17 protein-coding genes are annotated in these 16,401 nt (G+C 45.1%); 8 read left to right on the top strand and 9 right to left on the bottom strand.

Annotation, left to right across the window (positions count from 1 at the left end; translation table 11 throughout):
- Nucleotides 1-179: 179 nt before the first annotated feature.
- Nucleotides 180-1,529 carry an alkaline phosphatase family protein gene (locus DRW41_RS16535; RefSeq protein WP_115453126.1) on the top strand — a complete coding sequence of 450 codons (1,350 nt, stop codon included), beginning with the start codon at nt 180-182 and terminating at the stop codon, nt 1,527-1,529.
- A 235-nt stretch (nt 1,530-1,764) separates the two neighbouring features.
- Nucleotides 1,765-2,274 (top strand): DoxX family membrane protein, encoded by a 510-nt coding sequence (locus tag DRW41_RS16530; RefSeq protein WP_115453125.1) that lies wholly within the window; start codon nt 1,765-1,767, stop codon nt 2,272-2,274.
- Nucleotides 2,275-2,414: 140 nt separating this feature from the next.
- Here DRW41_RS16530 and DRW41_RS16525 read toward each other — a convergent pair whose 3' ends face one another.
- A complete protein-coding gene (locus tag DRW41_RS16525; protein ID WP_245959471.1) occupies nt 2,415-3,626 on the bottom strand; it encodes an ATP-binding protein in 1,212 nt (403 codons plus the stop codon).
- 254 nt (nt 3,627-3,880) lie between these two features.
- Nucleotides 3,881-4,369 (bottom strand): L,D-transpeptidase family protein, encoded by a 489-nt coding sequence (locus DRW41_RS16520; protein ID WP_115453123.1) that lies wholly within the window; start codon nt 4,367-4,369, stop codon nt 3,881-3,883.
- Between the two features lie 283 nt (nt 4,370-4,652).
- Here DRW41_RS16520 and DRW41_RS23085 point away from each other — a divergent pair, with 283 nt between their 5' ends.
- Nucleotides 4,653-4,799 (top strand): hypothetical protein, encoded by a 147-nt coding sequence (locus DRW41_RS23085; RefSeq protein ID WP_181884607.1) that lies wholly within the window; start codon nt 4,653-4,655, stop codon nt 4,797-4,799.
- An 80-nt stretch (nt 4,800-4,879) separates the two neighbouring features.
- Here the strand turns inward: DRW41_RS23085 and DRW41_RS16515 are convergent, their stop codons facing one another.
- Entirely contained in the window at nt 4,880-6,130 is a 1,251-nt protein-coding gene (locus DRW41_RS16515; RefSeq protein WP_115453122.1) for an MFS transporter, read from the bottom strand.
- A 496-nt stretch (nt 6,131-6,626) separates the two neighbouring features.
- Nucleotides 6,627-7,064: a ferritin family protein gene (locus DRW41_RS16510; RefSeq protein ID WP_115453121.1), complete on the bottom strand. Its 438-nt coding sequence runs from the start codon at nt 7,062-7,064 to the stop codon at nt 6,627-6,629.
- 330 nt (nt 7,065-7,394) lie between these two features.
- Between DRW41_RS16510 and DRW41_RS16505 the strand changes: the two genes are divergently transcribed.
- The 3 genes from DRW41_RS16505 to DRW41_RS16495 all read left to right on the top strand — a co-directional run bounded on the left by DRW41_RS16505 (nt 7,395) and on the right by DRW41_RS16495 (nt 9,599).
- Nucleotides 7,395-8,336, top strand: a complete 942-nt coding sequence (locus DRW41_RS16505; protein WP_222928857.1) for a MerR family transcriptional regulator — start codon at nt 7,395-7,397, stop codon at nt 8,334-8,336.
- A gap of 57 nt (nt 8,337-8,393) precedes the next feature.
- Nucleotides 8,394-8,912, top strand: coding sequence for a MerR family transcriptional regulator (locus DRW41_RS16500; protein ID WP_115453119.1), 519 nt, complete (start codon nt 8,394-8,396; stop codon nt 8,910-8,912).
- A 120-nt stretch (nt 8,913-9,032) separates the two neighbouring features.
- Nucleotides 9,033-9,599 (top strand): dihydrofolate reductase family protein, encoded by a 567-nt coding sequence (locus DRW41_RS16495; protein ID WP_115453118.1) that lies wholly within the window; start codon nt 9,033-9,035, stop codon nt 9,597-9,599.
- A gap of 126 nt (nt 9,600-9,725) precedes the next feature.
- Here the strand turns inward: DRW41_RS16495 and DRW41_RS16490 are convergent, their stop codons facing one another.
- A complete protein-coding gene (locus DRW41_RS16490) occupies nt 9,726-11,096 on the bottom strand; it encodes an aldehyde dehydrogenase (RefSeq protein WP_115453117.1) in 1,371 nt (456 codons plus the stop codon).
- 171 nt (nt 11,097-11,267) lie between these two features.
- Between DRW41_RS16490 and DRW41_RS16485 the strand changes: the two genes are divergently transcribed.
- Nucleotides 11,268-12,302: an LLM class flavin-dependent oxidoreductase gene (locus DRW41_RS16485; protein ID WP_115453116.1), complete on the top strand. Its 1,035-nt coding sequence runs from the start codon at nt 11,268-11,270 to the stop codon at nt 12,300-12,302.
- 152 nt (nt 12,303-12,454) lie between these two features.
- Complete coding sequence (locus DRW41_RS16480; RefSeq protein ID WP_115453115.1) at nt 12,455-13,126, top strand: DUF975 family protein; 672 nt, start codon at nt 12,455-12,457, stop codon at nt 13,124-13,126.
- Between the two features lie 117 nt (nt 13,127-13,243).
- Here the strand turns inward: DRW41_RS16480 and DRW41_RS16475 are convergent, their stop codons facing one another.
- The 4 genes from DRW41_RS16475 to DRW41_RS16460 form a co-directional block, all read right to left on the bottom strand.
- Nucleotides 13,244-14,698: a DUF4153 domain-containing protein gene (locus tag DRW41_RS16475; protein WP_115453114.1), complete on the bottom strand. Its 1,455-nt coding sequence runs from the start codon at nt 14,696-14,698 to the stop codon at nt 13,244-13,246.
- Between the two features lie 140 nt (nt 14,699-14,838).
- Complete coding sequence (locus tag DRW41_RS16470) at nt 14,839-15,474, bottom strand: HAAS signaling domain-containing protein (RefSeq protein WP_115453113.1); 636 nt, start codon at nt 15,472-15,474, stop codon at nt 14,839-14,841.
- Nucleotides 15,455-15,802: a PadR family transcriptional regulator gene (locus tag DRW41_RS16465; protein WP_115453112.1), complete on the bottom strand. Its 348-nt coding sequence runs from the start codon at nt 15,800-15,802 to the stop codon at nt 15,455-15,457. Before DRW41_RS16465 ends, DRW41_RS16470 begins: the two co-directional genes overlap by 20 nt.
- A gap of 56 nt (nt 15,803-15,858) precedes the next feature.
- On the bottom strand, nt 15,859-16,305 hold the full coding sequence (locus DRW41_RS16460; RefSeq protein WP_222928856.1) for a VanZ family protein: 447 nt from the start codon (nt 16,303-16,305) through the stop codon (nt 15,859-15,861).
- Between the last annotated feature and the right edge of the window lie 96 nt (nt 16,306-16,401).

The following is a 16,401-nucleotide window of genomic DNA, read 5'->3' as shown; positions in this document are numbered from 1 at the left end:
CCTATCTTTGCGGGTGGAAGGGAATCCTCCATCCCTATCCAGAAGAAAAAATAAACCGGCATGGACCTCTTGTGGTAAAATTCAGGCAAGAACCCGTCCTTAATAGCCACAAGAGTTGTTAAGGTATTTCCGCCCTTCCACTCTGCCAATCTACCATAAACTCTTTCACGGAGGCTGTTATGACCAGGCTAACCGACCATCTGATCATTTTGTCATTTGATTGTCTCTCGTCACTCGACATCCCGGCCCTTTTGAAGCTTCCTAACTTTCAAACCTTCATGAATGGAAGCTCCTATTGCACGAATGTCGAAACGATCTATCCGTCTGTTACGTATCCCTGCCATACTTCAATTATTACAGGGAACTATCCGAACCGGCATCGCGTCGTGAACAACACCTTCATCCAGCCCGGAAGGCAGTCGCCGGACTGGTACTGGCATCGCCAGGCAATCAACGGAACAACACTGTATGATGAAGCAAAAAAAGCAGGCATGGAGACAGCCTCCCTCCTCTGGCCTGTAACCGCCCGCGCGAAAATTGACTACAACATGCCTGAAATTTTCGCAAACCGTCCTTGGCAAACTCAAGTAATGGTCTCACTTTTTAACGGTTCCCCCCTATTTCAAATTGAAATGGAAGCCCGTTTCGGGAAAATTCGCAAGGGTATCCGGCAGCCGGAGCTTGATGACTTTGTCCTTGAGTCCGCTGTCCATACGATTAAAGCTAAAAAGCCCGGTTTGATGCTTGTCCATTTTGTTGACCTTGACTCGCAGCGCCACCACCACGGTTTTTCATCCAATGAAGCAAACGCGGCTCTTAAACGGCATGACAAAAGGCTAGGAAGGATATTGGGGGCAATCAGGGATTCGGGCCTGGCGGATTCCTCGACCATCGCTATTCTTGGGGACCACAGCGCCTTGGACGTCTCTAAAGCGCTAAAAATGAATGTGCTATTAAAAGAAAATGGATTGATTAAAACAGATAAAAAAGGGAAAATCAACAGCTGGAAAGCGTTTTGCAAAAGCTGTGACGGCTCGGCGTATCTTTACCTGAAAAACCCTAAAGATCATGAAACAAAGAAAACATTGGAACGCCTTATTGACATGCTGATAACCGATAAACGGAACGGGATTGAAACGGCCTATACCGGTATGGAAGCTGACCGATTCGGCGCTGATGGCAGTGCAATCTTCATGCTTGAGGCCTTGAGGGGATTCTATTTCGAGGATAGCCATGAAGGAACATTCATTGAGGATATTACCGAGGAAGCCGTTGCGAAAAGGAACTTTTCATTTGCCTGCCATGGATACTCCCCTCTCAAGGAAAAGTACAGTACCGTCTTCTTTGCGAAGGGAAAGGGCATACTCGAAGGTGTTCGCATCCCTTCTATGAGGCTTGTTGACGAGGGGCCAACGTTCGCCAGGCTGCTCGGTATCAGCCTTGGCAACACGGATGGCCAGGTCATTGAAGACATAGTCGACTATTCGCCTAACAATATGATACAAATGAGATCCTCCATCAATTCCTGAATTTAATGAGGTAACCCATCCCGGTTGCCTTTTTTAATGCCTCTTCTCTGTAGCCCCTTATACAGGTTTTTTGGCTTTTAAGCTTTACTCGCAATAGCTCTTTATCACTAGTCATAATTTGTTCAAACCATTTTTACAGAATTGTGAAATGCTGAACATAATTCGCACAAGCGGAAAAATAAATGATATATTCTAACCATAGAAACAGTAATTAACCTTTAAGGAGTGAAATAAAATGGTTGTCAATTTTTTAAGGAACAACAAAATCGCAGCAGGCATTCTTACAGTCCTTCGTCTTTATCTCGGTTATTCTTGGTTAACGGCAGGCTATCATAAACTTACAGGCGGATTCGACGCATCTGGATTTTTGAAAGGAGCGGCCGCAAATCCCATTAAAGGACCGGACGGATCTTTGGTATACGGCTGGTATGTCGATTTCCTTAATTCATTCGCCATCCCGAACGCAGAGATTTTTAACACGTTGATTCCTATCGGCGAATTCCTTGTAGGTCTTGGCCTCCTTCTTGGATGTTTGACAACAGCCGCTATGTTCTTCGGGCTCGTCATGAACTTTAGCTTTATGCTTGCGGGAACGATTTCCCATAATCCGACAGATATTTTCCTTGGCGCGATTATCCTGTTCGCAGGCTATAACGCCGGCCGCTTTGGCCTTGATCGCTGGGTCGTTCCGTTCATTCGCAAAACAGTCTTCAAAACTAAAGGAAACGTAAACCACGCTGCATAAAACTTGCGGAACGTGTCAATAATAGGAAAAAGCCCCTTCCGTTGAAACCGCCCAACTCCCCCGGGTTAGTTTCCTGAAGGGGTTTCTTGTATATTAGAAGCTTTTCATTGGCATTCCCAGCCAATTCAAAAAGGTATGTACTATTCATCGATATCCTTCTTAAGGTGTGTTCTTGTCATGCCTGGCAGGTGGATGATGATTGTCGTTCCTACTCCTACCTCACTGGAGAAGATCAGCTTCCCATTGTGGCCTTCAATGATTTTGAAACAGGTCATCAGTCCAAGCCCAGTTCCTTTTTCCTTTGTAGTATAAAATGGCTCACCAATCGTTTTCATCCTTTCCTCCGGGATACCGACTCCTTCATCGACAATTTTTATAAACACTTCTTCCGGTTGCGATTTTTGGACACTGATATATATATTTCCGCCATTTGGCATGGCTTCGATAGAATTTTTTAAAAGATTGATAAAAACTTGCTTTAATTGGTTCTCTTCGCAAATGATTGGCGGAATATTTGGGCCGACAGCAGTTGTAATTCGCACATTGTTCATCGCGGATTGCGTATTGATTAAGGTGACAACGTCATGTAAGATCTGGACGAGATTCCCTTCCCTGAAAACCGCGGCAGTTGGTTTAGCAAGCAAAAGGAATTCACTGACAATGCTGTTGATCCTATCCAGCTCGGAAAGAACAACATCGTAATATTCCTTTTTATCCGTTTCGGCTTTGAAAAGTTGAATGAATCCTTTTATGGAAGTGAGTGGGTTTCTGATTTCGTGGGCAATTCCGGCCGCCATTTGGCCAAGCAGTGCGAGTTTCTCCGATTTCTGAAGCAGGCGGTCCGTCTCCTTCTTCCGGTTTGTAATATCTTTTCCAAGCGATAAGTGGCAATCCTTTCCCCCATACGTTATCGCCAGCGAGGAAACTTCGAAGAAGAAGGAATCGCCATCCAGTCGCTTCATCTTGTATTCCATAACCGTTAGGGGTTTTCGTTCCTGCTCAGCAAGGCGGATCCTTTCTTTCACCCTGTTAATATATTCGGGGTCGATGCACTTAAAAATATTTTGTCCGATGAGCTGCTGCTTGTTTTCTGCGCGCATCATTTTAACCGCGGCTTCATTGACATAGAGGACCTGATAATTCCTGTGGATGATGACGGCTTCCGGCAAGGATTCAACGAGACGCCGGTAACTGTCCTCACTCTCCTTCGTCTTTTTCATGTAAAAGGAAAGCCGGTCATATTGCCAGCCAACTACGACAGCCATCGCCAGAAAGAATAGTGTGTGGAACCGGAAAAAATCGTCCCCGTGGTATAGCTTATCTAACAAAAGCAAGCCAAATGATATGATCACTATCGTTATTCGTCCGTAAATCTTCATACCAGCACCCCGCGATGAAATCATTGAATGGATAGAGAAGGTTGGCCAATTTGACAAAATAGATAGGACCTTCCCCTATAAATTCGACAAGAGAATCGTATTTCCTTCAATTTTTTCCAAAATTGGGAGTGGGGTTTACCGGCCAAGTTCATGCGGGATGCTATTCCTGGAAAGGTTACTTTCATGTAGAAAATATTTTTTAAAGAAGAAAGGCCATCCTACCGGAGTCAGTTCCGAATGATGACCCGCGTTCCATTTGGGACAAGTGAAGCAAGTTCGAGAACATCTTTGTTATACATTCGAACGCAGCCGTGAGAGACAGCTTTCCCAATCGAGGATGGCCGGTTTGTTCCATGGATTCCATATCCCGCCCGAGACAATGACAGCCACATGACGCCAAACGGTCCGCCGGGATTCGGTTCCCTGTTTACGATGATATACTCGCCTGTAGGCGTGGCAGTCAGCATTTTGCCTACCCCAATCGGATAAATTTTAAAAAGTTTTCCGTCTTTAAAGAGTACGAGATTCCTCCTTTTTACAGAAATTTCAATACGGAATGGAATGCTTGCCGGATCTGGCAGGCCGGGAATGATGATCCGCTGCCCCGCTGTTACTGCTCCCACCCCTGGATTGGCTTTTTGAAGACTACGCAGGCTGACCCTGTAGTTCATCGCGATAATGGCAAGCGTTTCGCCGGGTTTAACAATATGGACCATATGGTTCACACCTTTTTCATAGCATATTCATGTTTGCCCGGCTGGTTGCCTGCCCCGTTCTATTCACAAAAGGTTTTATGGCTTGGAGCCAATTATGTCACCCTCCCTTTCTTTAATATCAAGTATCATTGAAGATCGGGTAAATTTTGTTAATCCAGGGTGAAGAATTTAACATTTCGCGGCTGTTATTGTAAAGAATTGTTAATTTCTCCGTTTTAAAGTTCATTCTCATGTATGATAGACCTGTAAGTCATTCTCGCAACTATTAAGGAGGCAAAGGAAAATGAAAGATATAAAGGGAATGAAAAAAGGGCTATTAGCGTTCTTGGCAGCTTTCATGTTAACGGGTATTGCCACAGGTTGCAGCGATAATGATACTGATGCAGAAGATCCTGAAACTGAAGAAACCGAAGAAGATTCTGAGGAATAAGTTTACGGTAATAAGCCCCTGCCAATCGGCAGGGGCCTATTTTTCTATACTATGTTGATTTCCACTTATGCCACCTTATTTTATAGTCCTTCCTTAAGTCCTATGCTGCCCGAATTCTTTTTCAATAAAGGCAGCAGGACAATAATTCCAATAATGAGAAGAATCGCCGATGTTTCATAAATGTAAACGATTGATAAATGTGTCTTTAGCCAGCCTGCAATCGACATGGTCAGTACAGTAGCCCCCATGAAAATTGGATTTAATAATCCATTCACTCTTCCAATAAACGCTTCCTCTGTATTTTGCAAGATCATTGTGTTTATTCCGATTTGAATGCATGGCATGAATAAACCTGAAAAACACTGTGCTGCAAGTGTCAGCCAGAGTGTTGTCGACATGCCCATTCCGATGAAACCAACGGCACTTGCCGCCATCCCAATGGCAAGAAGCACCTGCGGCTGTACCTTTCGGGCAATTGCTACTGTTATGCCTCCACCAAGAATCATGCCGACTCCAAATGCAGCCATCAGCCATTGTAAATCTTCTTTAGGAAGCCCAAGCCTCTCCGTAATCAGGAATACACCAAGCGGCTGAGTCAAACCGATGGCCAGCCCTGATACAGCAAAACAGCCACCAAGCAAAGTTAAGGCCCTGTGGTTCCAAACATAACGGAAACCTGCCTTCATTTCCTCTACCAATGTAGTCTTCTGCTTTTCTTCGGTTAAAGCCGGATCAGCCGGAAGCATTAGCAGGACAGCAGCCGAGCAAATAAACGCTACCCCCATGATGGCAATCGCAGCAAGGATACCAAAATGCTGATAGACGAATGTACCCAAAACCGGTCCCAAAATTAAAAAGAAAGCAAAAAGGGTTTGGTACATCGACATCCCCATCTGGACAAGTTCTGCAGGAACATGCAGTTTAAACAACTTCATGCCGGACGGCTGTGAAAATTGTGAAAGGATTGAAGATACCAACGTTGCAAAGAAAATCACTTTCCAACTGCCAAAAAATAACGTTAACATTACGATAAATACAGACACTGCACTTAAAATGTCACACCAAATCATGGTCTTCTTTGGCCGCCACCGGTCTGCAAATGTTCCGCCTATGATGGAAAATAAAAAGATTGGCGCAAACTCAGCAACCGAAATAAGTGATATCGCAATCGGGTCACTATCGGTCTTTTCAATTACAAATAACAGAATGGAGTAATTCCTAACCCAAATTCCTATTTGCAGGAACAGCATGGACATCAATATTGTCCTAATTACCTGGTTACGGAACAATGCCCCCATTCCCAGTTTTTCATTTCCAGTTATCTCAGACATAAAAAAGCCCCCTACCCCTTTCTGGACAGAAGGCTTTCATTCGGGCAAAAAGAAAATGAAGGGTATCCCCATCATTTTTATTTCACCTAAAGGCAAGACCTATCCCTTCCAGAAAAATTGTTTGTCTCCAGTTTAACCGCGAGCGTTTTTCTGAAATAGGATTATATCATCATCGCCCCAGGCCACCCTTTCTCGCTTAAGTATCAACATGTTACCTTTTTATCCCTGAAAAATCAATAGTGCCACAGTACTTATGATTGTTAAATTTTGATTAAAGTTGGAGCATAAAGTGAAACATCACCCAAGCATTTACGGGCAGTTGATCTCAGCTGGCAGACTTTATACAAAAGATTTCCTCCTGGTGCATGAAACATAGGATGTGTAAATAAAAACAGGCCATGGATATCCGTGGGCCTGCCTGCGCTTATGGATCCTTTTCCCTACCAGGAATGGTATAATACGTTTTTTTTTTGTATAGGCTGCTCCGGACTACACCTCAGCGGCCCGCCCCCATGAAATACAAGAACCAGACCGCGTGGTTCTGTTCATCAGCCGCCGCATTCCTGAACGTTTCACGGACTTCATTGGATGTTGTTTCCTTTGCAATCCGATGATAAAAATCCACTGTTTCCTGCTCATCATGAAACGCGAAATTAAGCCCTTCCCGATACGTTGCCGGACAGCCTTCAATCACTTGTACATTTGGCTGCCTGCCTGTCATGTTTGTGTAAATACGCACAAATTCCTGGTAGTGCCTTTGTTCATCAGCCCTTATTTCATTGATTTGCCGCCGGACCCGGTCATTTGGGGCGAGCCTGGCAATCCGCTCATAACACTGGATTGCTGAATATTCCCCATTGATTGCCCGCAATACATCCGCTGCTAGCTTTTCCTGCTGTCTGTAAAAATCATTCTCATAATAATTTGGATACATCCTCATCCCTCCTCTTTCATTCCAGTATATGGGCGAATCGGAGAACTGGTGAGTGCTGCTTGCAGGGAACGATTTAAGCAGCCACAACTTTATGGAGATCCGAAATCCGAAAAATTTGTCTGTATGCCGCGATAAGTATTTCACCTGCTCCCTATTTCGTGTCCAGTTGGCAAATTCTTTGGCCTTTGTTTAATTCGCTCAGTTTCCCACTAGTTTTGATAGCTTTTGTCATGATGCAGGAAATCGTCTATTTTACGGCTAAACTTATTTAATATCAATCGAATGTCTTACCCCGCCGACAAGGAAAAACAATTTGGGATGAAAGGATGCATGCAGATGAAAGATGGGCAAATCATGAAGGCATATACAATCCAGGAGGTTTCGAGGCTTATCAATGTTCCCCAGGGCACACTCCGCCAGTGGGAGCGAGATTTCAACGGGCTGTTGACGATTCCGCGGACAAGGCAGGGTTCACGTTTTTATACTGATACAGAGATTAACCTATTGGAAAAAATCAAACAAATGCGCGAAAAGAACCTGGGAAAGGAAATGATCAGGGATTTAATCAAGGAGCATTTCAGGCAATGTTCAGAAGCGACTTCCGAACCATTCGCAGCATCGGTTACAGTCGTAGGTGAAACAAAACCTTTGCCAGCTGAAGCTTCCCAGTCCCCTTTTGATATGGAAGCATTTTTCTCCGCAATGGATGTGTACAAGCAGGATTTCTTTGCCGGTGTAAGGGAAGAAATCCGGGGGACCATCCGTAAGGAACTTATCGAGGAAGTTAAAAAGGAAGTTTCGAAAGGCTCTTTCCACACAGTAAAAAGCCTGTCTGATTCTATTTATAAATCAGGCGAACGCGTCGCCGCGGAAGTTGCGGAGCTATCTTCGGAAGTTGCGAGAACTTCGGAACAAGCTTCCGAAACAGCCCGTTTCCTTTCGAACAGCATTTCGAATGTTTCGAAGGCAAGCTCCGAGCATTTCGTAACCATCAACAAGCGGATCGCCCAAAATGCGGAGCGGTCGTCAAAAGAAATGAAAGCGCTGGTGAAATCAATGTCTGACGCCAATCTGGTAACCGAAAGCGTAGTGGAAAGCTTTAACGAAACCCTGATCAAGGATAGGGAATTTTACCTTGAAACCCTGCATATGGAACGGCTGGTACATAGCCAGGAAATGGACCGCAGGGAAGAATTGCTTCAGGAAATCGTTTCAAGTTTCAGGGACGCAGCCGCCGCGAAAGAAAAAAGATGGTGGAAATTCTGGGGCTGATTTTTAGCCAATTTTTTTAAAAAAATAAAGCTCACTATCAAAAACGGGGGAATAAACATGAATTCTAGCGAAGTTGCCAAACTTCTTGGAGTGTCCACAAGCACAGTTCAACGATGGGTGAAACAGCTGAATTTACCGATGGAACGGAATGAGCGCGGCCACTATACATTTAATGAAGAAGACATCGCCCTTCTAGAAAACATCCGCGACCAAATCCAGAAAGGCGCGCTTTTGCAGGACGTCGCACCCGTAGCCGTGAAGGAATCGAGGAAAGGAACTGTGAAAGTGGCCGAAATGCATCCCGATATGGAAAAAGTTCTCCTAATGTTTGCGGACCTTGAACGGCGGATGGACGGGAAAGCCGACTCGGTCGCTGCCTATCAGCTCCTCCAGCACCGGAAAGAGATCGAGGAACTTCAGGCACAGGTTGCCGCCCTGGCCGCCGCCTTTGAAAATATGGCCCAGCCTGCGGCAGCAAAAGAACAGCAAAGCATGCCGCCCCTTGTCCTTGATTCGGCAATCATAGGAAAGCGAAAGAAAAAACGCAAAATTATGGGTTTGTTTTTTGATATCTAATAATAGCTGGGCGCACAACAACCGTGCGCCTTCTTTTTGTTTTGCAAAGAACTTTCTGATATCTTTAATCGCTGTTATTCTTTATTTAAGAAGGCAGAAAGGACTGAAGGAGGAGGCTTCATGGCAAATACCGTTAACAAAAGACGAATAGTACTGGATCTAGCAGTAACATTGGATGGTTTTATAGAAGGCAAAAATGGAGAAGTTGATTGGTGCATAATGGATCCTGACATGGAGTTTAGTGATTTCCTGGAGCAAATCGATACGATTTTTTATGGTAGAAAAAGCTATGATTTATGGGGACAATTTACTCCCGAAGGTATTAATGAGACTGATCAAGAAGTTTGGGAATCCATCCATGGCAAAGAAAAATATGTGTTTTCGAGATTGCAAAAAGGAACCGACAACAAGGCCACCTTCATAAATGGCAATATCCTTGAAGAAGTAAACAAAATTAAAAGCCAGCCGGGGAAAGACATCTGGTTATATGGTGGAGCCAGCCTGATTACTACTTTTATCGATTTAGGGCTTGTTGATGAGTTTAGATTATCTGTCCACCCTGTCATATTAGGGGAAGGGAAACCGCTGTTTAATAATATTAAACAAAGAGTGAATTTGAAATTGGCTAATACAAGGCCATTTTCCTCAGGGGTCGTCCAACTAATCTATCACTGGGATGGCAATTAAATCACCGTATAATTTTTCATCGGCCACACTTAGACAGTATGAAATAGAAACGGCCAATTGAGGGAAATGGTAAGGGAAAACCTTTCAAATTGCGTTTCCCTTATTCTTTTAACATCCTTACAAAGCCTATTTTAAAAACAGTTTAATCTTTTTAAGCGCGTCCTTTGTCTTCTGGTAGCGGAAGGGCAAATCGAATTTGGTTGTTTGTTTCATGATGCTTTTTTCATGGGAAAAAACATCGAAACTGCCCTTTCCATGGTATGCCCCTATCCCGCTCTCCCCTACACCGCCAAACGGAAGATACGGAGAAGCAAGATGCATGACTGTATCATTGATACAGCCGCCTCCAAAGGAGATTTTTGCGAGAATCTCCTCCTGGATCTCTTTGGTTTCGGAAAATAGATACAGGGCCAGGGGTTTCGGCTGGTTATTCACCATTGTGACAACTTCTGATAGCGAATCATATTCGAGCACCGGCAAAATTGGCCCGAAAATTTCCTCCCGCATGACAGGAGATTCCCAGTCCACTCCGTCAATCGCGGTATGCTCAATTAATAGTTTTTCGCGATTTATCCTCCCGCCAAAGAGTATCCTGCCGTTCCCAAGGAAGCTTCCGAGCCTGTCGAAATGGCGTTTGCTGACGATTCGTGTGAACGTATCCCCTTCATGAGGCGCCGTACCGTAAATTGTCGAAACTGCTTCGCCAAGCAGGCGGATGAACTGATTTTTAATCGATTTTTCCACGTAAAGGTAATCAGGGGCGACGCAAGTCTGTCCTGCATTGATATACTTTCCCCACGCTATCCGTTTCGCTGCGAGTTCAAGATTCGCGTCGCTATGGACGATACAGGGGCTTTTACCGCCAAGTTCCAATGTTACCGGGGTGAGGTTTTTGGCGGCCGCTTCCATGATGGCCCTTCCGACAGGCACACTTCCCGTGAAAAAAATAGTATCCACCTTCGACTGCAATAAGCCTTGGCTTGCTTCGCTGTCCCCTTCAACAACCGCGATATAGTCTTCGGGGAATGTTTTCCCAACCAGTTCCGCCAAAATCCTCGATGTTGCCGGCGTCAGTTCGGAAGGTTTGAGAATCGCGCAGTTACCTGCGGCAATCGCGCCAATCAGCGGAGCGACCGCGAGCTGGAACGGATAATTCCACGGAGAAATGATGAGTGCGACCCCATATGGTTCAGGATAAATATAGCTTTTAGAGCCGGCCATGGCGACAGTGGATTTCACTTTGCGAGGTTTTGCCCATTTACTAAGGTGTTTTTCGGTAAAATTCAGCTCGCTAAGGACGACGCCAATCTCTGTTAGATAGGCTTCAAATTCACTTTTATTCAAATCCAGCTTCAGTGCGTCCATCAATTCACGTTCATGCCCTTTTATCAGGCTGCGTAGTTTTGACATGGCCTCTTTCCTGAAACCGATCTCCATCGTCATACCTTTTTCAAAAAATGCCTTCTGCCTCTCGACCAGGCCAGAATATGTACTCATAGGAGAAGCCCCCTTCATATTGCATGTCTGTTGCTTCTATCGTAAAGTTTCCCTTTGACGGGCGCAAGATTATGGCATTTCCATTCCAGCCTTGCAGAGCAACCCGTTTTGAGAATAGGCGTTTCCTTGTTACAATCACTTTGAAAGCAATAATTGAAAGAAGTGATATTAATGACGATAAATGATAAAAAGAAGCCTGTCCGTTTTTCGGTTCTTGACCTCTCCCCTATCATTGAAGGCGGCACGGCGGCGGACTCTCTCCGTAATACAATTGATCTCGCGAGGAACGCGGAAAAGTGGGGATACACACGGTATTGGCTCGCTGAACACCATAATATGCCCGGCATTGCAAGCTCCGCCACAGCGGTTGTGATCGGCCAAGTCGCGGCCCATACGGACACAATTCGGGTCGGATCCGGAGGCGTCATGCTTCCGAACCATTCTCCTTTGGTTATTGCCGAGCAGTTCGGCACGCTTGAGTCCTTATTTCCAGGCAGGATCGACCTTGGCCTTGGACGCGCGCCCGGCACCGACCAGCTTACCGCCTCCGCCCTCCGAAGAGATTGGCGAATGAGCGCGGATGATTTCCCTAACCAGGTGGAAGAATTACGGGCGTATTTCGATCCATCAAGAAGAGAAGGCGTCATCCATGTCCGGGCAATACCAGGAGAAGGATTGAATATCCCGATCTGGCTCCTTGGTTCAAGCGGCTTCAGCGCGCAGCTTGCGGGCAGGCTCGGACTGCCATTCGCTTTCGCCAGCCACTTCGCACCTGAAAATACCCTTGCAGCCTTAAGGCTTTACAGGCAAACATTCCAGCCTTCAGAGGTATTGGTAGAACCCTACAGCATGGCCGGGGTCAATATCATTGTTTCCGATTCAAAAGAAAATGCCGAATTCCTCGCAACCTCCATGCAGCAGCAGTTCCTTTCGCTGCTAAGGAACCGTCCGGTTAAACTTCAGCCGCCAGTGGAAAACATTAAAGATATTGCCAGCCCATATGAATTAACCCTTCTCGAAGGCAGGCTATCCTCGACGATTACCGGGACAAAGGAAACGGTGAAAAAAAAGCTCAATTCCTTCCTGGAAGAAACATCTGTAGATGAAGTTATCATCAACGCCCAGATTTTTGACCATCAGGAACGGCTTAAATCATTCCAGACAGCAGCCGAAATTATGAATGAGCTAAATGAAACCTCTTTTTAATTCGCCAATTCTGTTAAATCCCGCTAAAAATCAGCGGGATTTTTTTCGGTAAAAATTAAACTTTTCAATTTCCAGTAAAATCCCACAACATTTCCCATTCGTTTTGCTTTATACTAGATTTTGTATTTATAATTTTTATAGGGGGAAAGGAATTGAGAATAAGAGATATTAAAAAAGACGCCCTAGCTTCCCTTAAAGGTCGCTGGGGAATCGCGATTCTATTGATGATTGTTACGTATGCGATTTACTTTATTGTCCCTAGTACGGCTGAAATAATCGCTAGCGGAGGCTTTGGAGTTTGGATTAACCAGGAAAACGCCACACCGGCTGCTTCGGGGCTGTCTACTGTCGTTTCATTGGCGCTTGCTCCGTTGCTGCTCAGCTTTTATTGGGTCTTCCTGGATATACGGCGTGGCCGCGAAGTGAGTATCGGCACCCTTTTTAGCAATTTGTCCGGCAAGATGTATATCAAAATGATTGGCCTTAACTTGCTTGTATCCATTTATACAATCCTATGGACACTCCTTTTGATCATCCCTGGCATTGTAAAAGGACTCGCCTATTCACAGACATACTTTATCCTTAAGGACAATCCGGGTATCGTCCTCAACGACGCGATTACGCAAAGCAGAAAGCTTATGGACGGATACAAAGGCAAGTACTTCCTGCTTAACCTTAGCTTCATCGGCTGGGGCTTGCTCTGTCTTTTGACACTTGGAATCGGCTTTATCTGGCTGGCTCCTTATATTACCGCATCACTTGCGTCGTTCTACCAAAGGCTAATTGAAAACAGGGACGCCCAGATTGCGGGGGTCTTGGAATAGCTGGCTCTTTTTTAAAAATGTATGTTAGCTTGAATAATTAGCAAAGCGGCCTCCTGATTGGGGCCGCTTTGCTTTTTATGGTCCCTCACCTGCTCAGGGGGACACTGCCAAACTTTCCTAATCAAATTGAAGCTGCTTCAATGCTTCTTTCGCCTTTTCCCTTGTCAGGTTATAAGATTGCCAGCGCTCACTTTCCGGCAGAGATTTTTTCTTTTCCAAAAGCAATCCCCTAAGACCTGGTGTTTCAGGCTGTTCACGGTACAGTTTAATCAGCCCGAGTGTGCCTGCATCCGACATGTAGGCAAGATAATGGAGGTCAATTTTTCCAGTTTCCTCAAATCTGTCCAGGTTCCGTTCCACCACGATTTTATCCACGCCGACTATATTAATCGCTGTATAAAAAACAAGCGCGGATATGAAGTAAAAATGCAGCAGGGATAGCCTGGCGAGCCAGATTTTCGCGAACGTGTAACAAAAAATGACGAGCAGGAAAATCATGAACGAATGGACGAGCACTCTTGTAAAAGTAAAACCGTATGCCGCTTCGTACATCATTAGCCTCATGAAAGCGGATGTCAGGATGACGCCGGTCGCCACCACAAGAATCGAGAGCGCGCCCTGCACCGTCCTCCAAAGCCGCTGGCCCCCAATTTTTGAAAAAGTAAGAACAAATATCGTGACACTCAAATTTATCAATGAAACGAAAACAAGTTCGAAAAACCCGCGGCGCGCGTACTCCGCGTACGTAAACTCTTCGCCAAGCGTCCCGCTGAAAAAGTATTTAAACTGGACAGCAACAAACAGGACATAGACCGCATCGAGAATTATGAGGACAGTCAAAGCTGTAACCGGATCGACTACCCCGCTTGGCCCGCCGCTTTTCAGCTGCTGGATTTCGAGCCTCCTTTTTAAATTGATCTGGAGGTACCCGAAAAACGCAAAAGTGTAAATCAAAGAAGCCACTATCCGGAAGACCATCTCGCCATCAATGCTAAACCAATCCGGAAATCCGGATAAAATACGTTCAAATTGGCTGTCCGCGGAAATCAGCAAGTTGAGGACAACCGCGAGGACAGGCAGGGAAATGACGGCTCCAATCAGGACCTTCTTTGCCACGACCCCTTTCCCTCCCCCTGTTTTTCGGATGGCAATCCGTCCAAACAATCGGGCGACGGCCGTGTTATAGGCAATGCTTGCGCCAATCCTTTTCAAGATATAGATCAGGAAAACAGGGTGAGCCCAATGCGCTTGTTTTGGCCCTGTGATCAGGGCAATATGGAACACGACAAGCGCTGGTATTGCAAGGATATTCAATCCATAAAAAACATCTGAATCAAACAGGAAATAACTTGCCGAAAGCAGCCAGATTGCTCCGAGCACAAGCCAGCCCAGGCGCTGATGCCTGAACTGGAAGCCGCGGAACCTCCAAAAGAAAACAGAATAGAATGCCGCGATAAAAACAAAATAGGAAATCCCGATCCGCCCCCATGTAAAAGCTTCCACAGCTAAAATCCCAATGCCAAGACAGGCTACTAAAAAGAGCCAATCCTCTTTCCTCATTCTTAATTCCATATCAATATCCTCCTAATTGTTAAAATACATAGTTATTCTTTATATATAGATATTCTATGTATATGTGCAAAAAAAAGCATAAACGATCAACTGTGCCCCCCATTTATTCTCTATATTATGGGTTATATTTGCGAAAAAACTTATACCGAAGCCCTGCGCCCCCATTTGTATGCAAATAGGCAGATCGGATAAAGCGCGGCAGTTAGGACGATACAAGCGGCGATAAAGGTATTGGTCAATAATGGATGAAACCATTCGAGGGGAATCGCCCCGGAAACAGTCAGCACCATGAGCGTTAAATTTGGGATGAGCGCTAGCAGGAAAGTTTTTTTGACAAGCGCCCTTCCTTTATGGCCGAAGCTCCGGCCGATTTCGTAGCCGAGCAGCGCCCAAAAAAATATGTATACAAATGCGATAATGAACGGGATTGATGTCAGGCAGCTCCATACAAATGTGGCCCACTTCCATTCAAATATGTTGTGCGCCGCCGTAAGCGCCGCCCCTCCCGCGAAGAGGAAGACATTGAGGAGGACGAACAGCCACTTCATGTTGCTTGGCGTGACAGACAGTTCCTCCTTCCACATTGCGGCAATCTCTTCCGGGCTTCCAAGCCGGTTGTAAACAATCCCGCGGGCATCTTCCACATCGTAGGTTAAAAGTTCAATAAGCATGTCATCCAGATGGGACTCGTATTCCAAAAGGATAGATTCTTTTTCCTTTACGGATCCTAGTTTTCGGCCAAGCTCATTCAAAAATTCATTCTTCAGCTGTTCCATGGTCCGTTCTCCCAATCATTTTGTTCATCATTTGAACAAAATCCTGCCATTCACGAGTTTTTTCTTTAAGGAGCTCCCTGCCTTCATCTGTGATCCGGTAATATTTACGGGCAGGGCCTTTTTCTTGTTCCTGCCAGTAGCACTCGATGTATTCTTGCTTCTCGAGCTTATGAAGTGCCGGGTAAAGCGTTCCTTCCTTCACGGTAAATCCATTCCCGCTCCTTGCTTCCAGTTCCTTTACAAGCTCATATCCGTACATATCCCTGTCCCCAAGCATTTGAAGGAGCAAAAGCGATGTACTTCCTTTAACAAGTTCACGATTGAACATTTTTCTCACCTACCTAGGTTTATTAGGTATATAGAAATACTACAATGAAACCCATGTCAATGTAAAGGATATTCATTTACCTTTGATAAAATTTTTTTGGACAATGCGAAAATTCCATATCCGATCATCCCTCCCACTGTGTTTAGGATTAGATCGTCCACGTCAAAAGCGCCGACCCTGAAAGAGAATTGGACAGTTTCGACGCAAAGGGACAGCAAAAAGGAACAAGCGGCAATCCTGGCCCGGGTGGCCAATTTTCCAAAAAGAAGGGGCATGAAAAAACCGAATGGAAGGAATGCAAGGATGTTTCCGAAAAATTCATCTGTCAGCGAGAATCCTTCCCAAGAGGAAAAATACCGAAGGATTGTGTGTAGCGGAATCAGGTTAAAGTCAACGATTCCCTTAATTCCGTTCCGGTAGGCGGAGAAAAACAGAAGATAAACTAATATGGTCATATAAAATGAAAAAACCGCCCAAACCAATGGTTCCATCGTTTTCTTCAACTGGTACGCCCTCCTTTACGGTTGTCATTATCCATTGTAAATGATTTTCCTCGATGTGATAATTATAATACAAGTTAATTTCGGGAGGGACAGGAT

The organism is Neobacillus piezotolerans, assembly GCF_003362805.1.
GTDB classification, from domain to species: domain Bacteria; phylum Bacillota; class Bacilli; order Bacillales; family Cytobacillaceae; genus Bacillus_D; species Bacillus_D piezotolerans.
This window is presented reverse-complemented; position numbering and strand designations above follow the sequence as displayed.